The 18,382-nt window shown below is 76.4% G+C and carries 17 protein-coding genes; 13 read left to right on the top strand and 4 right to left on the bottom strand.

Features of this window, described 5'->3' with window-relative positions; translation table 11 throughout:
• Nucleotides 1-58 precede the first annotated feature (58 nt).
• The 3 genes from GYH36_RS16730 to GYH36_RS16720 all read right to left on the bottom strand — a co-directional run bounded on the left by GYH36_RS16730 (nt 59) and on the right by GYH36_RS16720 (nt 1,651).
• The gene (locus tag GYH36_RS16730; RefSeq protein WP_203231972.1) at nt 59-310 is read right to left on the bottom strand and encodes a helix-turn-helix domain-containing protein; all 252 of its coding nucleotides are present in this window, start codon (nt 308-310) and stop codon (nt 59-61) included.
• Nucleotides 311-424: 114 nt separating this feature from the next.
• Entirely contained in the window at nt 425-850 is a 426-nt protein-coding gene (locus GYH36_RS16725) for a PPOX class F420-dependent oxidoreductase (protein WP_162290428.1), read from the bottom strand.
• A gap of 60 nt (nt 851-910) precedes the next feature.
• Nucleotides 911-1,651: an SDR family NAD(P)-dependent oxidoreductase gene (locus tag GYH36_RS16720; RefSeq protein WP_115943603.1), complete on the bottom strand. Its 741-nt coding sequence runs from the start codon at nt 1,649-1,651 to the stop codon at nt 911-913.
• Nucleotides 1,652-1,954: 303 nt separating this feature from the next.
• Here GYH36_RS16720 and GYH36_RS16715 point away from each other — a divergent pair, with 303 nt between their 5' ends.
• The 10 genes from GYH36_RS16715 (at nt 1,955) to GYH36_RS16670 (ending at nt 14,904) form a co-directional block, all read left to right on the top strand.
• Nucleotides 1,955-3,172, top strand: coding sequence for a toxic anion resistance protein (locus GYH36_RS16715; RefSeq protein WP_115942317.1), 1,218 nt, complete (start codon nt 1,955-1,957; stop codon nt 3,170-3,172).
• Between the two features lie 83 nt (nt 3,173-3,255).
• Nucleotides 3,256-3,828 carry a hypothetical protein gene (locus tag GYH36_RS16710; RefSeq protein WP_024842177.1) on the top strand — a complete coding sequence of 191 codons (573 nt, stop codon included), beginning with the start codon at nt 3,256-3,258 and terminating at the stop codon, nt 3,826-3,828.
• Complete coding sequence (locus tag GYH36_RS16705) at nt 3,825-5,573, top strand: AAA family ATPase (protein ID WP_312028684.1); 1,749 nt, start codon at nt 3,825-3,827, stop codon at nt 5,571-5,573. Before GYH36_RS16710 ends, GYH36_RS16705 begins: the two co-directional genes overlap by 4 nt.
• The gene (locus GYH36_RS16700) at nt 5,570-6,907 is read left to right on the top strand and encodes a GlnX family signal transduction membrane protein (protein WP_024842175.1); all 1,338 of its coding nucleotides are present in this window, start codon (nt 5,570-5,572) and stop codon (nt 6,905-6,907) included. Before GYH36_RS16705 ends, GYH36_RS16700 begins: the two co-directional genes overlap by 4 nt.
• The gene (locus GYH36_RS16695; protein WP_024842174.1) at nt 6,904-7,914 is read left to right on the top strand and encodes a glutamate ABC transporter substrate-binding protein; all 1,011 of its coding nucleotides are present in this window, start codon (nt 6,904-6,906) and stop codon (nt 7,912-7,914) included. The genes GYH36_RS16700 and GYH36_RS16695 overlap by 4 nt, the downstream gene beginning before the upstream one ends.
• A complete protein-coding gene (locus GYH36_RS16690) occupies nt 7,911-9,017 on the top strand; it encodes a hypothetical protein (protein WP_024842173.1) in 1,107 nt (368 codons plus the stop codon). The genes GYH36_RS16695 and GYH36_RS16690 overlap by 4 nt, the downstream gene beginning before the upstream one ends.
• Nucleotides 9,014-11,374, top strand: a complete 2,361-nt coding sequence (locus tag GYH36_RS16685) for a serine/threonine-protein kinase (RefSeq protein WP_024842172.1) — start codon at nt 9,014-9,016, stop codon at nt 11,372-11,374. The genes GYH36_RS16690 and GYH36_RS16685 overlap by 4 nt, the downstream gene beginning before the upstream one ends.
• Entirely contained in the window at nt 11,371-12,657 is a 1,287-nt protein-coding gene (locus tag GYH36_RS16680; protein WP_162290427.1) for a PP2C family protein-serine/threonine phosphatase, read from the top strand. The genes GYH36_RS16685 and GYH36_RS16680 overlap by 4 nt, the downstream gene beginning before the upstream one ends.
• A 70-nt stretch (nt 12,658-12,727) precedes the next feature.
• Nucleotides 12,728-14,014, top strand: coding sequence for a vWA domain-containing protein (locus tag GYH36_RS16675; protein ID WP_155099271.1), 1,287 nt, complete (start codon nt 12,728-12,730; stop codon nt 14,012-14,014).
• Complete coding sequence (locus tag GYH36_RS16670; protein WP_312028683.1) at nt 14,011-14,904, top strand: double zinc ribbon and FHA domain-containing protein; 894 nt, start codon at nt 14,011-14,013, stop codon at nt 14,902-14,904. Before GYH36_RS16675 ends, GYH36_RS16670 begins: the two co-directional genes overlap by 4 nt.
• A gap of 4 nt (nt 14,905-14,908) precedes the next feature.
• On the opposite strand, the gene GYH36_RS16665 is transcribed toward GYH36_RS16670, so the two are convergent.
• The gene (locus tag GYH36_RS16665) at nt 14,909-15,391 is read right to left on the bottom strand and encodes an Hsp20/alpha crystallin family protein (protein WP_376739836.1); all 483 of its coding nucleotides are present in this window, start codon (nt 15,389-15,391) and stop codon (nt 14,909-14,911) included.
• Between the two features lie 342 nt (nt 15,392-15,733).
• On the opposite strand from GYH36_RS16665, the gene GYH36_RS16660 reads away from it, so the two are divergent.
• From GYH36_RS16660 to GYH36_RS16650, 3 genes are all read left to right on the top strand, one after another.
• A complete protein-coding gene (locus GYH36_RS16660; RefSeq protein ID WP_162290426.1) occupies nt 15,734-16,399 on the top strand; it encodes a biotin transporter BioY in 666 nt (221 codons plus the stop codon).
• Between the two features lie 19 nt (nt 16,400-16,418).
• Complete coding sequence (locus tag GYH36_RS16655) at nt 16,419-17,822, top strand: class I adenylate-forming enzyme family protein (protein WP_162290425.1); 1,404 nt, start codon at nt 16,419-16,421, stop codon at nt 17,820-17,822.
• Nucleotides 17,819-18,382: thiolase family protein (locus tag GYH36_RS16650; protein WP_281351579.1), on the top strand; the 564-nt coding region annotated here is incomplete at its 3' end. The genes GYH36_RS16655 and GYH36_RS16650, both read left to right, overlap by 4 nt.

Genomic DNA, 18,382 nt, shown 5'->3' with positions numbered 1-18,382 from the left:
CTACGCTAAGCAGCAGGGCCACGAAGCCCTGATCGGAACCAAATGACCAGAGCCTCCATCAGACCCAGGGCGATTCAAGCCTCACCGCCTCGGACGTGTGCTCCTCAGCCAGCCCTCGCGCGCGCATAGGGACGGAACGACGGACGAGGTGCGCGGCCACCGTGCGGTGGTAAACGCCAAATCGCTCACCGAGCTGCGCGAGCGTCATGCCCTGCTCGTACAGCGCCACCAGTTCATCGACCTCGGCGGCGCTCAGAAAGGTTTGAGTCTTCCCAACTAACCGCACCACGCGACCCCGTGAGTCGGTCACCGAGGGCTCGGACGGCCGTTCGCTACGCTTGTAGGCACCCAGAGACAGGCGAGAAGCCACGGTTTTCAGGGCCGGGCCAGGGTTCTCAAACTCTCTACGGAGGTGCACCACCGCTCAGCCGAACGACGACGCCGTCGCCCGGTCGACCTCCACGAGGTAGGCGTGCCGCTCCTCCCCGCGCGGGTAGGGGCCGCCGGTGTAGAGGACGGAGAGCCGGTCGACGACCGCCCAGCCCGCGTCGCCGTCGAGCACCTCGACGACGCGGCCGCGCAGGGTCGCCATGACGTACGGGTTCCCGGTCTCCGTCACGGAGACGGCGACGCGCGGGTCGCGCGCGAGGTTGCGGGCCTTGCGCGAGCCGGGCCCGGTGAGGAAGGCGAGCCGGTCCCCCTCCCAGCCGACCCAGAGCGGCACGACGTGCGGGCCGCCGTCGGGCAGCACGGTCGCGAGGTGCGCGACGTGCGGGCCGGCGACGAGCGCGCGCGCCGCCTCGGGCACGTGGGCGGGTCCGGGCACGGGGGCGGGGGTGTCGGTGACCATGGGGTGGTGACCGCCTGCCGCGCCGCGACTCATCGGTCCCCCGCGGCGCACCGGCACGGCTCAGACGATCGCCCCGCACGACAGGTCGACGACGACCCCGGTCGTGGCGCCCGCGGCGTCGGACGCGAGGTGGACGGCCGTGCCCGCGACCTCGGACAGCCGCGGCAGGCGCCCGAGCAGCGTGTCCGTGACGAGCATCGGCAGGTCGTCGTCCGACGCGCCCGCGGTCTCGGGCGTGAAGTTGGGCCGCAGCCCGACGACGCGCACGCCGTGGCGGCCGACCTCGCCGGCGAGGGTGCGCACGAGGGTCTCGACCGACGCGCACGCGACGCTGAACCCGCCCATCCGGTGGCGCCACTCGCGTGCGGCGGACGACGAGAGCATGACGATCGCCCCGGACCCCTGGGCGACCATGTGCCGCGCCGCGGCGGTCGCGGTGAGGAAGTGGGTCGTCGTCGCGGCCACGACCGGCGCCACGAAGTCCTCGACGGACATGTCGACGAGCGGGACGTCCTGCAGCGCGTCGTAGGCGACGGCGTTGAACGACACGTCGAGGCTCCCCGCCCGCTCGACCACCGCGGCCGCGTGCGCGTCGACCGACTCCTTGACGGTCGCGTCGACGACCGCGGTCTCCGCCCGCCCGCCGGCCGCGCGGATCTCGTCGGCGAGCGCGTCGAGCGTCGCGGCCGTGCGTCCCGCGAGGAAGACGCGCGCGCCCGCGGCGGCGAACGCGCGGCTCACCGCCGACCCCATCGACCCGACGGCCCCGTAGACCACGGCGTTCTTCCCGTCCAGCTGCATGCGTCGTCCTCTCCCGGTGGCGGCGCGCACGACGGCGACGGCGCGCGCGGTGAGCTCCCGCACACGGACGACGGCCCGCGGGGACGGAACTCATCGGCCGCTCGCGCGTTGGGTGGGGCATGGGGAGTTCTCACCCTCCCGGACCCCGGAAAGGGTAAAGATCAGGCCACCCGTCGTAGATATACTCGCCCGACCGGCGCAGGCCGGTTCCGCCCGGTTCGCCCGGGTCGAGGGGGCGCTCGCGAGGGCGGCCCCCACCCGCCACCGACGGCGTACGACGGCACGCACGAGCGAAGGACCGACATGACCGAGGCAGCACCGCTCCAGCCCCCCGCCCCGACCGAGACGCTCACGCTCAGCGCCCCGGAGCCCGTCAAGCCCGTCGCCGCCACGCAGGCCCCGTCGCTCGCGCCGCGCATCGACGAGGCGGCGATCCCGGGCCTGGAGTCGAAGGTGTCGTCGTACCTCGACCAGCTCCTGTCGACGGACACGCGCTCGCCCGAGTTCGCCGCCAAGGCGGACGACGTCCGGAAGATGGGCGACAAGGACATCCGCGCGGCGGCCGACGTCTCGAACCGCATGCTCGAGATGCCGGTCAAGGAGCTGCGCGAGGGCGGCGTCTCCGACAGCTCGAAGGTGAGCAAGTCGCTGCTGGAGCTGCGCCGCACGGTCGAGGACCTCGACCCGAGCGAGGCGAGCGTCGGCAAGAAGTTCCTCGGCCTCATCCCGTTCGGCGGCAAGATCCAGGACTACTTCCGCCGCTACGAGAGCTCGCAGAAGCAGCTCAACGCGATCGTCCAGTCGCTCTACAACGGCCAGGACGAGCTCCGCAAGGACAACGCCGCGCTCAACCTCGAGAAGCAGAACCTCTGGGACTCGATGGCGCGCCTCAACCAGTACATCTTCATCGCGGAGCGCCTCGACACCGAGCTGTCCACGAAGATCGCCGAGCTCGAGGCGAGCGACCCGGACCGGGCGCAGGCGCTGCGCGAGGACGTGCTGTTCTACGTGCGCCAGAAGCACCAGGACCTGCTCACGCAGCTCGCGGTGTCCATCCAGGGCTACCTCGCGATGGACATCATCATGAAGAACAACGTCGAGCTCATCAAGGGCGTCGACCGCGCGACGACGACGACGGTCTCGGCGCTGCGCACGGCCGTCATCGTGGCGCAGGCGCTCGCCAACCAGAAGCTCGTGCTCGACCAGATCACGGCGCTCAACACGACGACGTCGAACATGATCGCGTCGACGTCGAAGATGCTCGCGGACCAGTCGGCGGGCATCCAGCAGCAGGCCGCGAGCGCGACCGTCGGGCTCCCCCAGCTCCAGCAGGCGTTCGCGAACATCTACGCGACGCTCGACTCGATCTCGACGTTCAAGACGCAGGCGCTCGACTCGATGGCGCAGACCATCGGCGTGCTCGAGACCGAGACGACGAAGGCGAACGAGTACCTGGACCGGGCGCGCCGCTCCGACCAGTCGCAGGCGGGCAACGGCTCGCTCGACATCGGTCGGCTGTGACGCCCGCCCCGGGCTCCTCGCACCCGACCGCACGCGGCGACCGCCGCACCCGCACCCGCACGACAGATCGGACCCCGAGCTAGATGGGCTGGTTCTCCGACGTGATCGGCCGCCTCGGCGGCCGGTCCCCCGCGCCCGAGCCCGAGTACGAGGTGCCCGCCCCGCCGACGTCCGCCGAGATCCTCGCCTCGGTCGAGCGCGTCGAGCAGCAGATCGAGGGGCGCGTGCCGCCCGCGGTCACGGCGCGCGTGCACCGCATCACGGGCACGGTCGAGGAGATGGTGCCGCGCCTCGACCGCCTCGGCGGCGGTTCGCAGCAGGCGCACACCGTGGTCGCGACCGCGACGAGCTACCTGCCGGAGGCCGTCGGCGCGTACCTGCGCCTGCCGCGCGACTTCGCCGACCGCCGCGTCGTCGCGCAGGGCAAGACGTCGCTCATGCTGCTGTGCGACCAGCTCGACCTGCTCGGCGTGACGCTCGACAAGATCTCGGACGCCGTCTCGCGCGCCGACGCCGCGGCCCTCGTCGCGCACGGGGCGTTCCTCGCGGAGAAGTTCCGCGACTCGTCGATCGCGCTCGACCCCGGGGCGGGCCAGGGCACGCCGCAGCCACCCGCGGGACCGCCTGCGGAGCCCGGACGGCTGGAGGCGCCGTGACCGACCACGTGACCCCGAGCCTGGCCGCGGCGCTCGACGCGCTCGACGCCGCGGCCCGTTCCGCCGGCGTCGACGAGGAGGCCGCGCGCGACGAGGGCGCCCGGCTCGCGGCGGCCGTCGCCGAGTCGTCCCCGGGCGCGCCTGCCGCGTGGCTCGCGGCGCTCGGCCACGACCCCGCGGCGACGGGCGCGTTCTTCACCGCGGCGTCGAGCGCGCGCCGGTGGCGCACCTCGCCCACGGACGTCCTCGCCGCGCTCGGCGCCGCGCGCTCGAAGCACGCCGCGGTGTACGGGCAGGCGCTCGCCGACGTCGCCCGCGCCGCCGCGCTCCTCGGCTCCCCCGGCCCGCACGTGGCCGGCGCCGCCGCCGCGACGGCCGCGGTCCAGCAGTCCGGCGCGGGCCGCGCGGTCGTCCCGGGGGCCGGGCACGCGCCGTCGGGCCCGACGACGTCCCCCGCCGCGGGCGCAGCCGTCGCGGCACGACCCGGTGCGGGCGGGGCGGACCCGTTCGACCTCGGCGACCTGCTCGCCGCGCAGGGCTCGCTCGACGCCGTGCGGCGCCCTGCGCCGGAGGTGCCGTCGGTCGCGTCGATCCTCGACGCGCTCGCCGGCCGGCCCGGCGCGCCCGCCCCCGCCGATGCCGCGCCGTCGGGCCCGGGTGCCGCCCCGGCGGACGCGACGTCCACGCCGGGAACGGCGGGCTCGGCGGCGGCGACGACGGGCGAGGCGGCGACGGCCACCGCCGAGGAGGAGCCGGTCCGCTCCCTCGACGAGCTGCTCGCCGAGCTCGACGCGCTCACCGGCCTCGCCCGGGTCAAGGACGAGATCCACCGCCAGACCGAGCTCCTGCGCGTCGAGAAGCTGCGCGCGGAGGCGGGTCTGACGCGCCCGACGCTCACGCGGCACCTCGTGTTCCTCGGGAACCCGGGCACCGGCAAGACGACGGTCGCGCGCCTCGTCGCCGGCATCTACCGCGCGCTCGGGCTGCTCGAGAAGGGCCACCTCGTCGAGGTGGACCGCTCCGAGCTCGTCGCGGGGTACCTCGGGCAGACCGCGGTGAAGACGTCGGAGGTCGTCGCGACGGCGCTCGGGGGCGTGCTGTTCGTCGACGAGGCGTACGGCCTCGCGGAGGACCAGTACGGCGCCGAGGCGATCAACACGCTCGTCAAGGACATGGAGGACCACCGCGACGAGCTCGTCGTCATCGTGGCGGGCTACCCCGGGCCGATGGCGGACTTCCTCGCGACGAACCCGGGCCTCGAGTCGCGGTTCTCCACGACGATCACGTTCGAGGACTACGCCGACGCCGAGCTGCGCGACATCTTCGCGAGCATGGCGGCCCGCGCCGACTTCGAGCCGACGCCCGAGGCGCTCGACGTGTTCGAGCGCCTGGCCGGCGCGCAACCGCGCAGCGAGGGCTTCGGCAACGCGCGCTGGGCGCGCAACGTGCTCGACGCGGCGGTCGCGCGCCACGCGTGGCGCCTGCGCGACACCCCGCGGCCCAGCGTCGACGAGCTGCGCCTCCTGCTGCCGGTCGACGTCGTCGACGGCGAGGGCGCCCCCGCGCTGCTCGCCACGCTCGACCCGCCCGCGGCCCCGGACGAGCCCGCCGAGGGCGACCCGGCCGTGGCCGACCCGACCGCGACCGACCCGACCGCGGCCGACCCGACCGACCCCGAGCGCGCCGGGAACGACCCGGCCGGCGCCCCCGAGACCGCACCCTCCACCGCCGAGGAGAACGCATGACGACCACCCCGGTCCGCCCGGCGGGCCAGCCGACCGCCCCCGCGTCCGGCACAGCGCCGGGCACGAGCGCGCCCGCACCGGCGGCCGCGCCGCCCGCCCGCGCGTCCCGAGCGCGGCGCGCGCTGCGCCGCACGCCGGGCAAGCTGCGTCTCGTCATGGCGCTGTGCGTGCTCGCCGCGCTCGCGCTCGGCGTGCTCGGGTTCCAGGCCGGCAGCGTGCAGTCGCGCGCGCTCGAGGCGGCGAGCGAGGACGCGGCCCAGCTCGTGGGCGTCCAGGAGGTCCGCAACGCGCTCGTCGCGGCGGACGCGACCGCGACGGGCGCGTTCCTCGTCGGTGGCCTCGAGCCCGCCGACCAGCGCGCGCGCTACGACGACCTCGTGGACCAGGCCGCGACGCGGCTCGCGACCCTGTCGGGGAGCAACGAGGGCGACGCCGCGCTGCTCGGCGAGGTCGCGGCCGACCTCACGGTGTACACGGGTCTCGTGGAGCAGGCGCGCGCGAACAACCGCCAGGGCTTCCCCGTCGGCTCGGCGTACCTCGACCAGGCGTCGACGATCCTGCGCGAGCAGATGCTCCCGACGCTCGACGAGGTCGTGCTGGACGACGCCGACCGCGTCGCCGCCGACTTCTCGGGCGTGCGCAACGCGCTCTGGGTGCTCGCGGGCGGGCTGCTCGCGCTCGCGGTGCTGCTCGCGAGCCAGGTCTGGCTCGCGCGCCGGACGCACCGCGTGCTCAACGTGGGCCTCGCGGTCGCGACGGGCGTCGTGCTCGTCGTGGGCGTCGTGGCCACCGTGCTGCTCGCGCAGGCGAGCTCGCGCGCGCAGGACGTGCGCACGGGTCCGTACGCGGCGACGCTCGCCGCGTCCCAGGCGTACTCGCTCGGGAACGACGCGAAGTCGATGGAGGCGTTCACGCTCATCAAGCGCGGGTCGGGCCAGGCGTACGAGGAGGCGTTCGTCACCGCGACGGACGACGCGGCCGCGCGGCTCGACGCCGCCGCCGCGGAGGGCATCCTCGACGGCTCGACGGCCCAGGCCCTCGACGCGTGGGTCGCCCGGCACGCGGAGATCCGCGCGCTCGACGACGACGGCCGGTGGGACGAGGCGGTCGCGCTCGCGACGGCGACCGACCCCGAGAGCCCCAACGCCGCGTTCGACGCGTTCTCCGCGTCGGCGCGCGACGACATCGAGACCGGCGCCGCCGCGACGAGCGACCGTCTCGACGGCGCGGCGACGACCGCGACCGTCGCGGGCTGGCTCGTGCTCGTGGCGGGACTCGTCGCGGCGCTGCTCGCGTGGCGCGGCGTCTCGGCACGACTGGAGGAGTACCGGTGACCACGACGCTCGCCTTCCCCGCCCAGACCACCCGGCCGCGCCGCACCGGCGGTGCCGTCGCGGCCGCCGTCGCCGCGGTCCTCGCGCTCGCGGCGTGCTCGGGACCGTCCGGCGCGGACGACCTGCGCCTCGCCGAGGCGCCCGCGCAGGAGGGCGCCGAGGAGGCGCCCGCCGCGCCCGCCGCACCGGCCGAGTGCGCGGACCCGCTCGCGTCCTACGCCCCCGAGGGCGCGCTGCCGGGCCCGGACGCGCTGCCCGGCGGCAGCACGATGGCCGAGATCCGCGACCGCGGCTCGCTCGTCGTCGGCGTCTCGGCCGACACGCTGCTCATGGGCGCGCGCAACCCGCTGTCCGGGCAGATCGAGGGCTTCGACATCGACGTGCTGCACGAGATCTCGCGCGCGATCTTCGGCGACCCCGACCGGCTGCAGTTCCGCGTCATCACGTCCGGGCAGCGCCTCGAGGTGCTCGAGAACGGCGAGGTCGACCTCGTCGCGCGCGCGTTCACCATCACCTGCGACCGCTGGGAGTCCATCGCGTTCTCCGCGGAGTACTACCACGCGGGTCAGAAGGTGCTCGTCACGCGCGACTCGACCGCGAACGGGATCGCGGACCTCGAGGGCCAGCGCGTGTGCGCGCCCGAGGGCACGACGACGCTCACGCGCCTCGAGCAGTTCGCGGGCATCGAGCCCGTCCCCGCGACGACGCACACGCAGTGCCTCGTGCTGTTCCAGCAGGGCAAGGTCGACGCGATCACGGGCGACGACACGATCCTCGCGGGCTTCGCGGCCCAGGACCCCTACGCGAAGGTCGTCGGCGAGGCGATCAGCGACGAGCCCTACGGCATCGGCGTGCCCGCGCAGGACGTGGACATGGTGCGGTTCGTCAACGGCGTCCTGGAGCAGATGAAGTCCGACGGGCGCTGGGCCGCGATCTACGACGAGTGGCTCGGCGGCCTCGGCCCCGCCCCGACCCCGCCGGCCGCGGTGTACGGCCGCACGCCGTGACGCGCACGCCCGCACCGGAGGCGCCGGGACGGCTCGGCGAGGCGATCCCCGCCGCCGACCTCCTGGCATACCTCGCCGCGCTCGAGACGTGGCTCGACGAGCGCCGCACGGAGCTCGACCGGCTCGACGCCGCGGCGCAGTCGGCCGCGACGCCCGACGCGTACACCTCCGACCTCGTGCTCGCGCTCACGCTGTGGCAGGCGATCCGCTCGCGCGCCGACGAGATCCGGCCCGTGTGGGACTCGGGCCGGGCCGACGCCGTCGCACGCGAGAAGATCTCCCAGCTCGTCTGGGGCCGCCTCGACTCGGGCTCGGGCGCCGCGCTCGTCTCCCTCGTCGAGGCCGTCAAGCTGTGCGACGCGCTCGTCGTCCAGCTCCGCACGCGCCTCTCGTTCGACCCGCACACGGCCGACCAGGTCGCGCGCCTGCGCGGCGTGCGCGCCGAGCTCGTGCGGTGCGAGGACCTCGCCGGCTCGGACGCGGACGCGCGGGGGCGCGTCGAGACCCTGCGGGGGCGCCTCGACCACCTCGTCGCGCAGGCCGCGCGCGGTGCCGACGTCTCGGGCCCGCTCGCGGAGCTCGAGACGGAGGTCGCGCGGGCCGAGCGCGACCTCATCGTCGCGTCCGCGCAGCGGCGCGAGCTGCGGCGCGACCGCGCACGCACGCAGGAGCAGCGCGCCGCGCTCGAGGCGCGCGAGCCCGCGCTCCGCGAGCTCGTCGCGCGCTGCCGTCGCGAGATCGCGCACCCGCCGCGCCTGGCCGTGCCCGACGTCTCGCGCCTCGGCCCCGTGCCGGACTCGCGCTTCGAGCTCGACGCGTACGCCGCGCGCCTGGCGACCGTCGCGCGCGCCGTCGAGACCGTCGAGGACGCCTACACCAAGCCGCTGCGCGAGCGCGCCGAGCTGCGCTACAGCCTCGACCGGCTCGCGGAGCGGGCCGAGGCCAACGGGCGCTCGGCCTCACCCACCGTGCGCGCCGGCCTCGTCGAGGCGCGCGAGGCCGTCGAGGCGACGCCGTGCGACGTGACGCTCGCCCGGTTCCTCGTCGAGCAGTACCAGTTCCTCACCCGCGACCTGCCCACCCCGGAAGGAGCGTCGTCGTGACGACCACCGCGACCGTCCCGTGCTCGGAGCCCGGCTGCCCGGGCACCATCGAGGACGGCTACTGCAACGTCTGCGGGTCCCCCGCCGGCGGCTCCGGCACCGCGCCCACGGGCACCGTGACCGGCGCGAGCGCGACGGGCGCGCCCGCCCCGGGCAGCGCCGCCGCCGCGTCCCCGTCGGCCATGCTCGGCACGGGCTTCGTCGAGGGCCGCCCCGGCACGGCCCCCGGCTCCGCCGACCCCGACGGCGAGCGCTCGACCCGCACGGGCCGCACGAGCTCGAGCCGCCTCGCCTCGACCGCGCTCGGCTCGGCGCGCACCGCCGCGACCGGGTCCAAGGCGACCCGCCGCGTCGGGACGTCCTCGACGCGCCTGCGCGGCCGGGGCCTCGGCGCGGGCCTGACGACCGTGCCGTCGGTGCCGGTGCGCGACCCGCTGCAGTCCGTCATGGCCGTCCCCGAGGTCGCCGAGCGCAAGCGGTTCTGCCCCGCGTGCGGCGAGAAGGTGGGCCGCGGCCGCGACGGGCAGCCCGGGCGCACGTCCGGGTTCTGCCCCCACTGCGGCACCCGCTTCGACTTCACGCCGCAGCTCAAGCCGGGCGACCTCGTCGGCGGGCAGTACGAGGTCGTGGGCTGCCTCGCGCACGGCGGCCTCGGCTGGATCTACCTGGCCCGGGACCAGAACGTGTCCGGCCGGTGGGTCGTGCTCAAGGGCCTGCTGAACTCGGGCGACCCCGACGCGTACGCCGCGGCGATCTCCGAGCGGCAGTTCCTCGCCGAGGTCGAGCACCCGCTCATCGTCGAGATCTACAACTTCGCGATGCACGACGGCGCTGGCTACACCGTCATGGAGTACGTGGGCGGCGAGTCGCTCAAGGAGATCCTCCAGGCGCGGCGCGAGGCGAACAACGGGGTCATCGACCCGATGCCCGTGGACCAGGCGCTCGCCTACGTGCTCGCGATCCTGCCCGCGTTCGCCTACCTGCACGACCACAACCTGCTGTTCTGCGACTTCAAGCCGGAGAACGTCATCCAGCAGGGCGACGGCGTCAAGCTCATCGACCTCGGCGGCGTGCGCCGCGCCGACGACATGACCTCGGCGATCTTCGGCACCGTCGGCTACCAGGCGCCCGAGGTCGCGGAGGTCGGCCCGTCGGTCGCGTCCGACATCTACACGATCGGCCGCACGCTCGCGACGCTCGTGCTCGACTTCCGCGGCAACACGACGACGTACGTCGCGTCGCTGCCGCCCGTCGCGGACACGCCCGTGTTCCAGCAGTACGACTCGTTCTACCGGCTGCTGGCCAAGGCGTGCGCCCTCGACCCGGCGGACCGGTTCGCGACGGCCGACGAGATGCGCACGCAGCTCCTCGGCGTCCTGCGCGAGGTCGTCGCGGCCGACGCCGGGCCGGGCAACCCCGCGCTGCACTCGGCGGCGTCGGTGCTGTTCGAGGCCCCGGTCGCCGACGTCGCGGGCCGGCCGCTCGCGTGGGACGAGCTCCCGTCGCTGCGGCGCGACGACCACGACCCCATGGCGAGCTGGCTCGCGGGCGTCAACGTCGTGGACCCGGACGCGCGGCTCGCCGCGCTCGCGGACGCGCCGGAGGACACCGTCGAGGTGCGCCTCGCGCGCGCCCGCGCGGCCATCGAGGCCGAGCGCTTCGACGTGCTGCGGGACACGATCGCCCGGATCCTCGCGGACGACCCGTGGGAGTGGCGCGCCGCGTGGCTGGGCGGCCTGGGCGAGCTCGCGCAGGGCGACGCGGTCGCCGCGCGCGCATCGTTCAACGCGGTCTACGGCCAGGTGCCGGGCGAGCTCGCGCCGAAGCTCGCGCTCGCCGCGGCGTGCGAGCTGAGCGGCGAGCCGGACATCGCCGAGTCGCTCTACGTGATCTGCGCGCGCACGGACGCCAACTACACGGCGCCCGCCGCGTTCGGGCTCATGCGCATCCGCGAGGCGCGCGGCGACCTCGACGGGGCGCTGCACGCGCTCGACCTCGTCGGGCCGACGCGCGGCTCGTACGTCGAGTCGCGGACGCTGCGCGCGCACCTGCTCGCCGAGTCCGGCCGCGGCCTGCCCGCGCTCGCCGACGCCATGGCGAGCGTCGCCGCGGTGTCGATCGCGCCGCGCGAGCGCGCCGAGCTCGCCGTCGGCGTGCTGCGCTCCGCGCTCGAGACCGTCACGACGAGCGGTCCGGAGCCCACCACGCGGATCGCCGGCGTGCCGGCGGACGAGCCGGCCCTGCGCGACGCGCTCGAGGGCGCGTACCGCGAGCTCGCCTCGCTCACCGACTCGCGCGACGAGCGGATCGTCCTCGTCGACCGCGCGAACGAGGTGCGGCGGTGGACGGTCCGATGAGCGACTCCTCCTCGGCCGCGCCGGGCGAGACCGTCGCCGAGTCGTCGGTGCTCGCGTGCCCGGCGTGCGGCGAGCCGTCGCACGACGGCGCCCGGTTCTGCGAGGCGTGCGGCACCCCGCTCGCGCCGCTCCCGCCCGCGGGCGGGGACCCTGCCCCGACCGGCGCCCCGGCGTCGTCCGGCAGCCCCGTGTCCTCCGGCGGCCCGGCGTCGCCCGACGCCCCCGACCCGGGCACGACGACGGACGAGCCCGGCACGGTGACGGGCGACGCCGCTCCCGGATCGGTGCCGTCCGGCCCGGCGGCGCCCGCCGCGCGGCCGTGCGTGCGGTGCGGCGGCACCGTCGCCGAGGACGGGTACTGCACGGAGTGCGGCGAGCCCGCGGCGTCCGAGCGCGACCACTGGGCCGAGCGCCCCGCGGCGTGGGTCGCGGGCGTGTGCGACCGCGGCGTGCGGCACTCGCGCAACGAGGACGCGATGGCGCTCGCCGCGAGCCCGTCGGCGGTCGACGAGCGCGCGTTCGCCGCGCTCGTCGTGTGCGACGGCGTCTCCTCGGCGCCCGACTCCGACGTCGCGAGCCTGGCCGCCGCGCGCGCGGCGCGTGACGTGCTCGCCTCGGGCTCCCCGGAGGGCGCGGCGCCCGTCACGGGCGAGCCGTCGGCGCGCATCGGTGCCTGGTCGGCCCTCGTCGGCGAGGCGTCACGAGCCGCGCAGAGCGCGATCCTCGCGACCGTCGGGGACATGGCCGACCGGGAGAACCCGCCGTCGTGCACGTTCGCGACGGCCGTCGTCGACGGGCCGCTCGTCGTCGCGGGCTGGGTGGGCGACTCGCGCGCGTACTGGATCCCCGACGAGGGCGAGGCGCGGCAGCTCAGCGTCGACGACTCGTGGGCGCAGGAGATGATCGCGCAGGGCGTGCCGCGCGCGCAGGCGGAGGCGTCGCCGCAGGCCCACGCCATCACGCGCTGGCTCGGGCCGGACGCGCCCGACCCCGTGGCCCGGACGGCCGCGACGCTGCCCGACCGGGACGGCTGGGTGCTCGTGTGCTCGGACGGGCTGTGGAACTACTGCTCGCCCGCCGCGGACCTCGCCGGCCTCGTGCGCGCGACGCACGAGCGCGTGGGCGGCGAGCCGCAGGCGCTCGCGGGCGCGCTCGTCGACTGGGCGAACGCCCAGGGCGGGCGGGACAACATCACCGCGACGCTCGCACGGTTCGTCCGGACCGCGGCCCCCGCTCCCGACGGCCTCGCCCCGGACCTCGAGACGACGATCCCCACGACCTGACCCGGGCCGCGCGCCCGGGCCCGACGACCCGATAGCCTGCACGAACACCCGCACCACCGAAGGAGCCCCCATGGCCGAGTTCGCCGCCGAGGTCTACCAGAACGAGTTCCTGTCCGAGGGCGCGACGGACGTCCACGCGATCGTCACCGTGACGTGCACGGGGGCGGGGAGCGCGGGGAGCGCCGGCGGCGGCGCGGGCGGCGTGGCCGAGATCATCATGGTCGACACGTCGGGGTCGATGTCGGGCCGCAACATCGAGGCGGCGAAGCACGCGGCCCAGGTCGCGGTCGACCAGATCCTCGACGGCACGTGGTTCGCGATCGTCGGCGGCAGCCACGTGGCGAACCGCGCGTTCCCCTACCCCAACGCGCGCATGGCGATGGTCCAGATGGAGCCGGGCGCGCGCGCCGAGGCCAAGCGCGCGATCTCGATGCTCACGCCCGGCGGCGGCACGGCGATGAGCACGTGGCTGCGGCTCGCGGACCAGCTCTTCGCGACCGTCCCGCAGGCGACCCAGCGGCACGCGATCCTCCTCACGGACGGCAAGAACGAGTCGGAGCCGCGCGCGAACCTCTCCGCCGCGGTCCGCGACGTCACGGGCCACTTCCAGTGCGACGCGCGCGGCGTGGGCTCGCGGTGGCAGGTCGACGAGCTCCGCGAGATCTCGACGGCGCTGCTCGGCACCGTGGACCTCATCGCCGACCCGGCCGAGATCGCCGCCGACTTCGAGAAGCTCATGCGGGCGTCCATGGCGCGCGGCGTCGCGTCGGCCGACCTGCGCGTGTGGGCCCCGCAGGGGGCGCAGGTCCTGTTCGTGCGCCAGGTCGCACCCACGGTGGAGGACCTGACGAACCGTCGTGCGGAGGTCAACCCGCTCACGGGCGCCTACCCGACGGGCTCGTGGGGCGACGAGTCGCGCGACTACCACGTCGCGGTGCGCGTCGGGTCGAAGCCTGTCGGCTCCGAGCAGCTCGCCGCGCGCGTGCAGCTCGCGGTGAACGGCGAGGTCGTCTCGTCCGGGCTGGTCAAGGCCAAGTGGTCGGACGACGAGTCGCTCACCACGCGCATCAACCCCGAGGTCGCGCACTACACGGGCCAGACGGAGCTCGCGGCGGCCATCCAGGAGGGCCTGGCGGCCAAGGCCGCGGGCGACGAGGCGACGGCGACGGTCAAGCTCGGACGCGCCGTGCAGCTCGCGCAGCAGACCGGCAACGACGAGGCGACCTCGCGCCTGCGCAAGGTCGTCGACATCGACAACGAGGAGCAGGGCACCGTGCGGCTCAAGCGCAACACGTCGACCCTCGACGAGATGGCCCTCGACACGGCCTCGACGAAGACCACGCGGGTCCGCCGGTGAGCGCCGTCGTCTGCCCCAACGGGCACCCGTCCGAGTCGACCGACTACTGCGACGTGTGCGGCGAGCCCATCGGCGCCGCGTCGACGCCGGCCGCGGCCCCCGCGGGCGCGCCGTCGCCCGCCGCGTCGGCCGCCTCCCCCGCGGCCGAGCCCGCGCAGTGCCCGCACTGCGGGTTCGCGGCCCCTCCGGGTGCCCTGTTCTGCGAGAACTGCGGGTACGACTTCACGACGGGCGCGCTGCCCGACCCGGTCGAGCCGGCGTCCGCGCTCTCGCTCGACCCGCCGTCGGCCCCGACGCCCCCGCCGTCGTCGAGCGCCCCGGCCCCGTCTCCGGGCACGCCCGCGCCGGGCGACCCCGGGCCGTCGCCCGCGTCCGCGGCGACGCCGCCCCCGCTGCCGGGCCAGGCGCCCGCGGGCACGACCGGCGGTGAGGCGGGCGAGCCCGCGACGTCGGGCACCCACCTGCCGACGCCGCCCGTCCCCGGGCCGGACCAGTGGGTCGCCGAGATCTGGATCGACCCGGACTGGTACGCCGCGCAACAGCCCGAGGACCCGATGCCGTCCGCCGGGCTCCCGGGCCTCGTGGTCCTGCGCGAGCGCAGCGTGCTCGTGGGGCGTCCGTCGGTGTCGCGCGGCATCCACCCGCAGGTCGACTGCGGCGCGGACACCGGCGTCTCGCGGCGGCACTGCCAGCTCAGCACGGACGGCCAGCGGTGGTGGGTCGAGGACCTGCAGTCCGCGAACGGCACGTACGTGAGCCCGGCCGGGGAGCCGCTCCCGACGGACCCGGTCCCCGCCGGCCAGCGGCGCGAGCTGGCCGACGGGGACCGCATCTACCTCGGCGCCTGGACGCGGATCGTGGTCCGCAAGGCGCTCCCGGGCGAGGCCTGAGCGGTCAGCTCTCGGCCGCCCGGGACTCGGCCCCGGACGTGATCTGGGTCGGCGCACCGCCTCCGGCGTGGTGCGCGACGTCGATCCGACGGGGCCGTGCCTCCTCCGCGACGGGGATCGTCAGCGACAGCACGCCGTCCTCGTACGAGGCCGTGATCTCGTCGAGCGCGAGGCCCCGGCCGACCGTGAGCTGGCGCGCGTAGGTACCGGTCGGCCGCTCGCGCGCGAGCCACTGGACGTCGGGGTCGGTCCGCGGGCTGCGCTCGGCGCGGATCGTCAGCGTGCGGTCCTCGACCGAGACGTCGATCGTGCCGGGGTCGACGCCGGGCAGGTCCATCGTCAGGACGTAGTGGTCGCCCGTGCGGAACAGGTCGAGCGGCATGCCGGCGGCCGCGGACGCGGTCGAGCGCACCCCGGACACGAGCTGCCCGACCAGGCGGTCCATCGCGTCGAAGGTGGTCGAGAACGGGTCGATCATCGCAGCCACACCTCTCACCTCCTCGTCGGTCGGTCCCGGACCGTCCGGGACCGCATCGGTGCTCCCGCGAGGCAGGCACCTCGCGGGTGGCTACACCTCCACTATTAGCACTCTCACCCCGAGAGTGCCAAGCCCTTCGGGGCGCACCCGCGGCCCTCGTACGGGCCCGTTTGTGCGCGGTCGACGACACCGCCCCCACGCGCCCGGGTGGGCGTTGTGAGAACCCTCCAACCGGTTGTGGGAACCGTGCACGGCGCGCCGCCCGCGTCGTCCGCGCCACCGACGCCGCCGCGCGTCGTGGCTCGGGAGAGTGGACCTCGCCACCGTCCACCGCACCCCGCAGGAGCCCCGATGACCCCCTCCCCGACCACCGCACCCGCCCCGCCCACGGCCTCCGCGGCCGGCGCCGACGCACCCGGTCGTGCCCGCGGACGACTCGCGCTCGACGCGGGCGACGCCGCGCGCATCGCGACGTTCGCCGCGCTGATCGCCGCGCTCGGCATGCCCGGGTCGCTGCCGCTGCTCGGGAACGCCGTCCCGATCACGCTCCAGACGCTCGGCGTGATGCTCGCGGGCACGATCCTCGGCGCGTGGCGCGGCACGCTCGCCGTCGCGACGTTCCTCGCGCTCGCGGCGGCCGGGCTGCCGGTGCTCGCGGGCGGGCGCGGCGGGCTCGGCGCGTTCGTCGGGCCGTCCTCGGGATACCTCCTCGGGTTCCTCGCGGGCGCGGCCGTCGTGGGCTGGCTCGTCGACCGGCTCGCGCGCGTCGTGTTCGGCCGCGTCCTCGTCGCGGCCCTCGTGGGCGGCGTCGCCGTCGTCTACGCGATCGGCGTGCCCGTCCAGGCGCTCGTCACCGGCGTGCCGCTCGCGACCACCGCGCAGCTCTCCCTCGTGTTCGTCCCGGGTGACGTGCTCAAGGCGCTGGCCGCCGCGGCGATCACGGTCGGCGTCGTGCGCGCCTACCCGGCCACCCGCCCGGCCCGCCGCACCGCGGGCGGCGCCCGCGCGACGTCCTGACGCCTGCGAGAGTGTCCGCGTGCCCGTCGCCCCTCACGTCCTCGCCCACGCCGCCGACCCGGCCGCGCGCGACCGCGTCGCGCTGCGCACGCCCGAGCGGTCGCGCACGTACGCCGCGCTCGCCGCGGACGTGCGCGCGGGGGCGACGCACCTCGGCGCGACGGGCACGCGTCCCGGCGACCTCGTGGCCGTCTCGCTGCCCGACCCGCTCGACTGCCTGACCGCGGTGCTGTCGGTCGACCACCTCGGCGCGACGCCGCTGGTGTGCGACCCGTCGTGGCCGCGCGCGCACCGCGCCGAGGTCCTGCGGACGCTCGCGCCGCGCACCTTCGTCGAGGTGCCGCTCCCCCGCGGGACGGGCCCCGCCGCCGGTTTCCCCGCGCCGGGCCGCGCGCCCGAGCCGGGCGACCTCGCGTGGGCCGGCTTCTCGTCGGGCAGCACGGGCCGCCCGCGCGCCGTCGTGCGCACGCGCGCCTCGTGGGCGGGCTCGTTCGACGACGTCACGCGGCTCGTCGACCTCACGCCCGCCGACACGGTGCTCGTCCCCGGGCCGCTCGCGTCCTCGCTGTACTGCTTCGCCGCCGTGCACGCGCTGGCCGTCGGCGCGGGCGTGTACCTCACGCGCACCCCGGCCGCCACGACGACGGCGCTCGCGCGCTGCGACGTCGTGCACCTCGTGCCGCAGGTGCTCGACGACGTGCTCGCCGCGGTCGCCGCGGGTGCGCCCTCGCGGCTGCGCCACGCGGTCGTCGGCGGCGCGTCCCTGCCCGCCGGGGCCCGGGCCCGCGCCGCAGCGCTCGGCGTCGACGTCCTCGCGTACTACGGGGCGGTCGAGCTGTCGTTCGTCGCGTACGACCCGGACGGGTCCGGGCTGCGGCCGTTCCCCGGCGTCGAGCTCGACGTGCGGCCCCTGCCCGCCGCGAGCGTCGGCGAGGTCTGGGTGCGCTCCCCGTGGGTGTCGCGCGGCTACCTCGCGCGCGCGACCGGCCCCTTGCGGCGGGACGGCGCGTGGAGCACCGTGGGCGACCTCGCCGACCCCCTGCCGCCGGACGGCGGCGCGCTCGTGCTGCGCGGTCGCGGCGACGGCGCGATCCTCACGGGCGGGTCGACCGTGGTGCCCGAGGACGTCGAGGTCGTGCTGCGCGCGGTGCCCGGCGTGCGCGACGTCGTCGTGCTCGGCACGGCGCACCGCCGGCTCGGCGCCGTGGTGAGCGCCGTCGTCGAGTGCGACGACCGCCCGGGCCTGCGCGCGCACCTCGAGCGCGTCGCGCGCGGCGCGCTCGCCCCCGCGCAGCGTCCCCGCCGCTGGTACGGCACGCGCGCGCTGCCCCGCACGCCGTCGGGCAAGCCCGCGCGCGGCGCGGTGAGCGAGGCGCTCGGCGGCGCGGACCCCGCGTCGGCAGGGCTGGAGCCGCTGCGATGACCGGCGCACGGGGCGTGCCCACGGACGCGCCGGTCGTGGTCGCCGCGCGGCGCACGTGGGTCGGCACGGCCGGGCACGGGCACCGCGCGCTCACCGAGGTCGACCTCGCCGCCGGGGCGTTGCGCGCGACGCTCGACGACACGTGCTCGCTCGGCGTCGCGGACGACCCGGCGGACGTCGTGCTCGGGTGCTGCACGGGGCCGGGCGGCAACGTCGCGCGGGTCGCGGCGCTCGCCGCGGGCGCGGGCGTCGCGGTCCCCGGTCTGACGGTCGACCGGCAGTGCGCGTCCGGGCTCGCCGCGGTCCTCGTCGCGGCCCAGCAGGTCCGCGCGGGCGAGGCGCGCCTCGTGCTCGCGGGCGGCACGGAGAGCGCGTCGCGCGCGCCCGCGCGCGCCCACCGCACGCCCGGGGGAGACGTCCCCTTCGAGCGCGCGGCGTTCGCCCCCGTGCCGTGGGCCGATCCCGCGATGGGCGCCGCCGCCGACGAGCTCGCGCGCCGCCGCGGCGTGACGCGGGCGCGCCAGGAGGCGTACGCGCTGCGCAGCCACGCGCGCGCCCTC

It is taken from the genome of Cellulosimicrobium composti (assembly GCF_010287905.1).
Taxonomy (GTDB): domain Bacteria; phylum Actinomycetota; class Actinomycetes; order Actinomycetales; family Cellulomonadaceae; genus Cellulosimicrobium; species Cellulosimicrobium composti.
The sequence above is the reverse complement of the archived record's forward strand: the minus strand, read 5'-3'. Positions and strand labels throughout refer to the sequence as shown.

Bases quoted from the DNA above. Each gene is read 5' to 3' on its own strand.
- GYH36_RS16710 (WP_024842177.1), top strand. From the start codon at position 3,256: ATGGGCTGGTTCTCCGACGTGATCGGCCGCCTCGGCGGCCGGTCCCCC.
- GYH36_RS16725 (WP_162290428.1), bottom strand. From the start codon at position 850: ATGGTCACCGACACCCCCGCCCCCGTGCCCGGACCCGCCCACGTGCCC.
- GYH36_RS16680 (WP_162290427.1), top strand. From the start codon at position 11,371: ATGAGCGACTCCTCCTCGGCCGCGCCGGGCGAGACCGTCGCCGAGTCG.
- GYH36_RS16700 (WP_024842175.1), top strand. From the start codon at position 5,570: ATGACGACCACCCCGGTCCGCCCGGCGGGCCAGCCGACCGCCCCCGCG.
- GYH36_RS16720 (WP_115943603.1), bottom strand. From the start codon at position 1,651: ATGCAGCTGGACGGGAAGAACGCCGTGGTCTACGGGGCCGTCGGGTCG.
- GYH36_RS16715 (WP_115942317.1), top strand. From the start codon at position 1,955: ATGACCGAGGCAGCACCGCTCCAGCCCCCCGCCCCGACCGAGACGCTC.
- GYH36_RS16660 (WP_162290426.1), top strand. From the start codon at position 15,734: ATGACCCCCTCCCCGACCACCGCACCCGCCCCGCCCACGGCCTCCGCG.
- GYH36_RS16675 (WP_155099271.1), top strand. From the start codon at position 12,728: ATGGCCGAGTTCGCCGCCGAGGTCTACCAGAACGAGTTCCTGTCCGAG.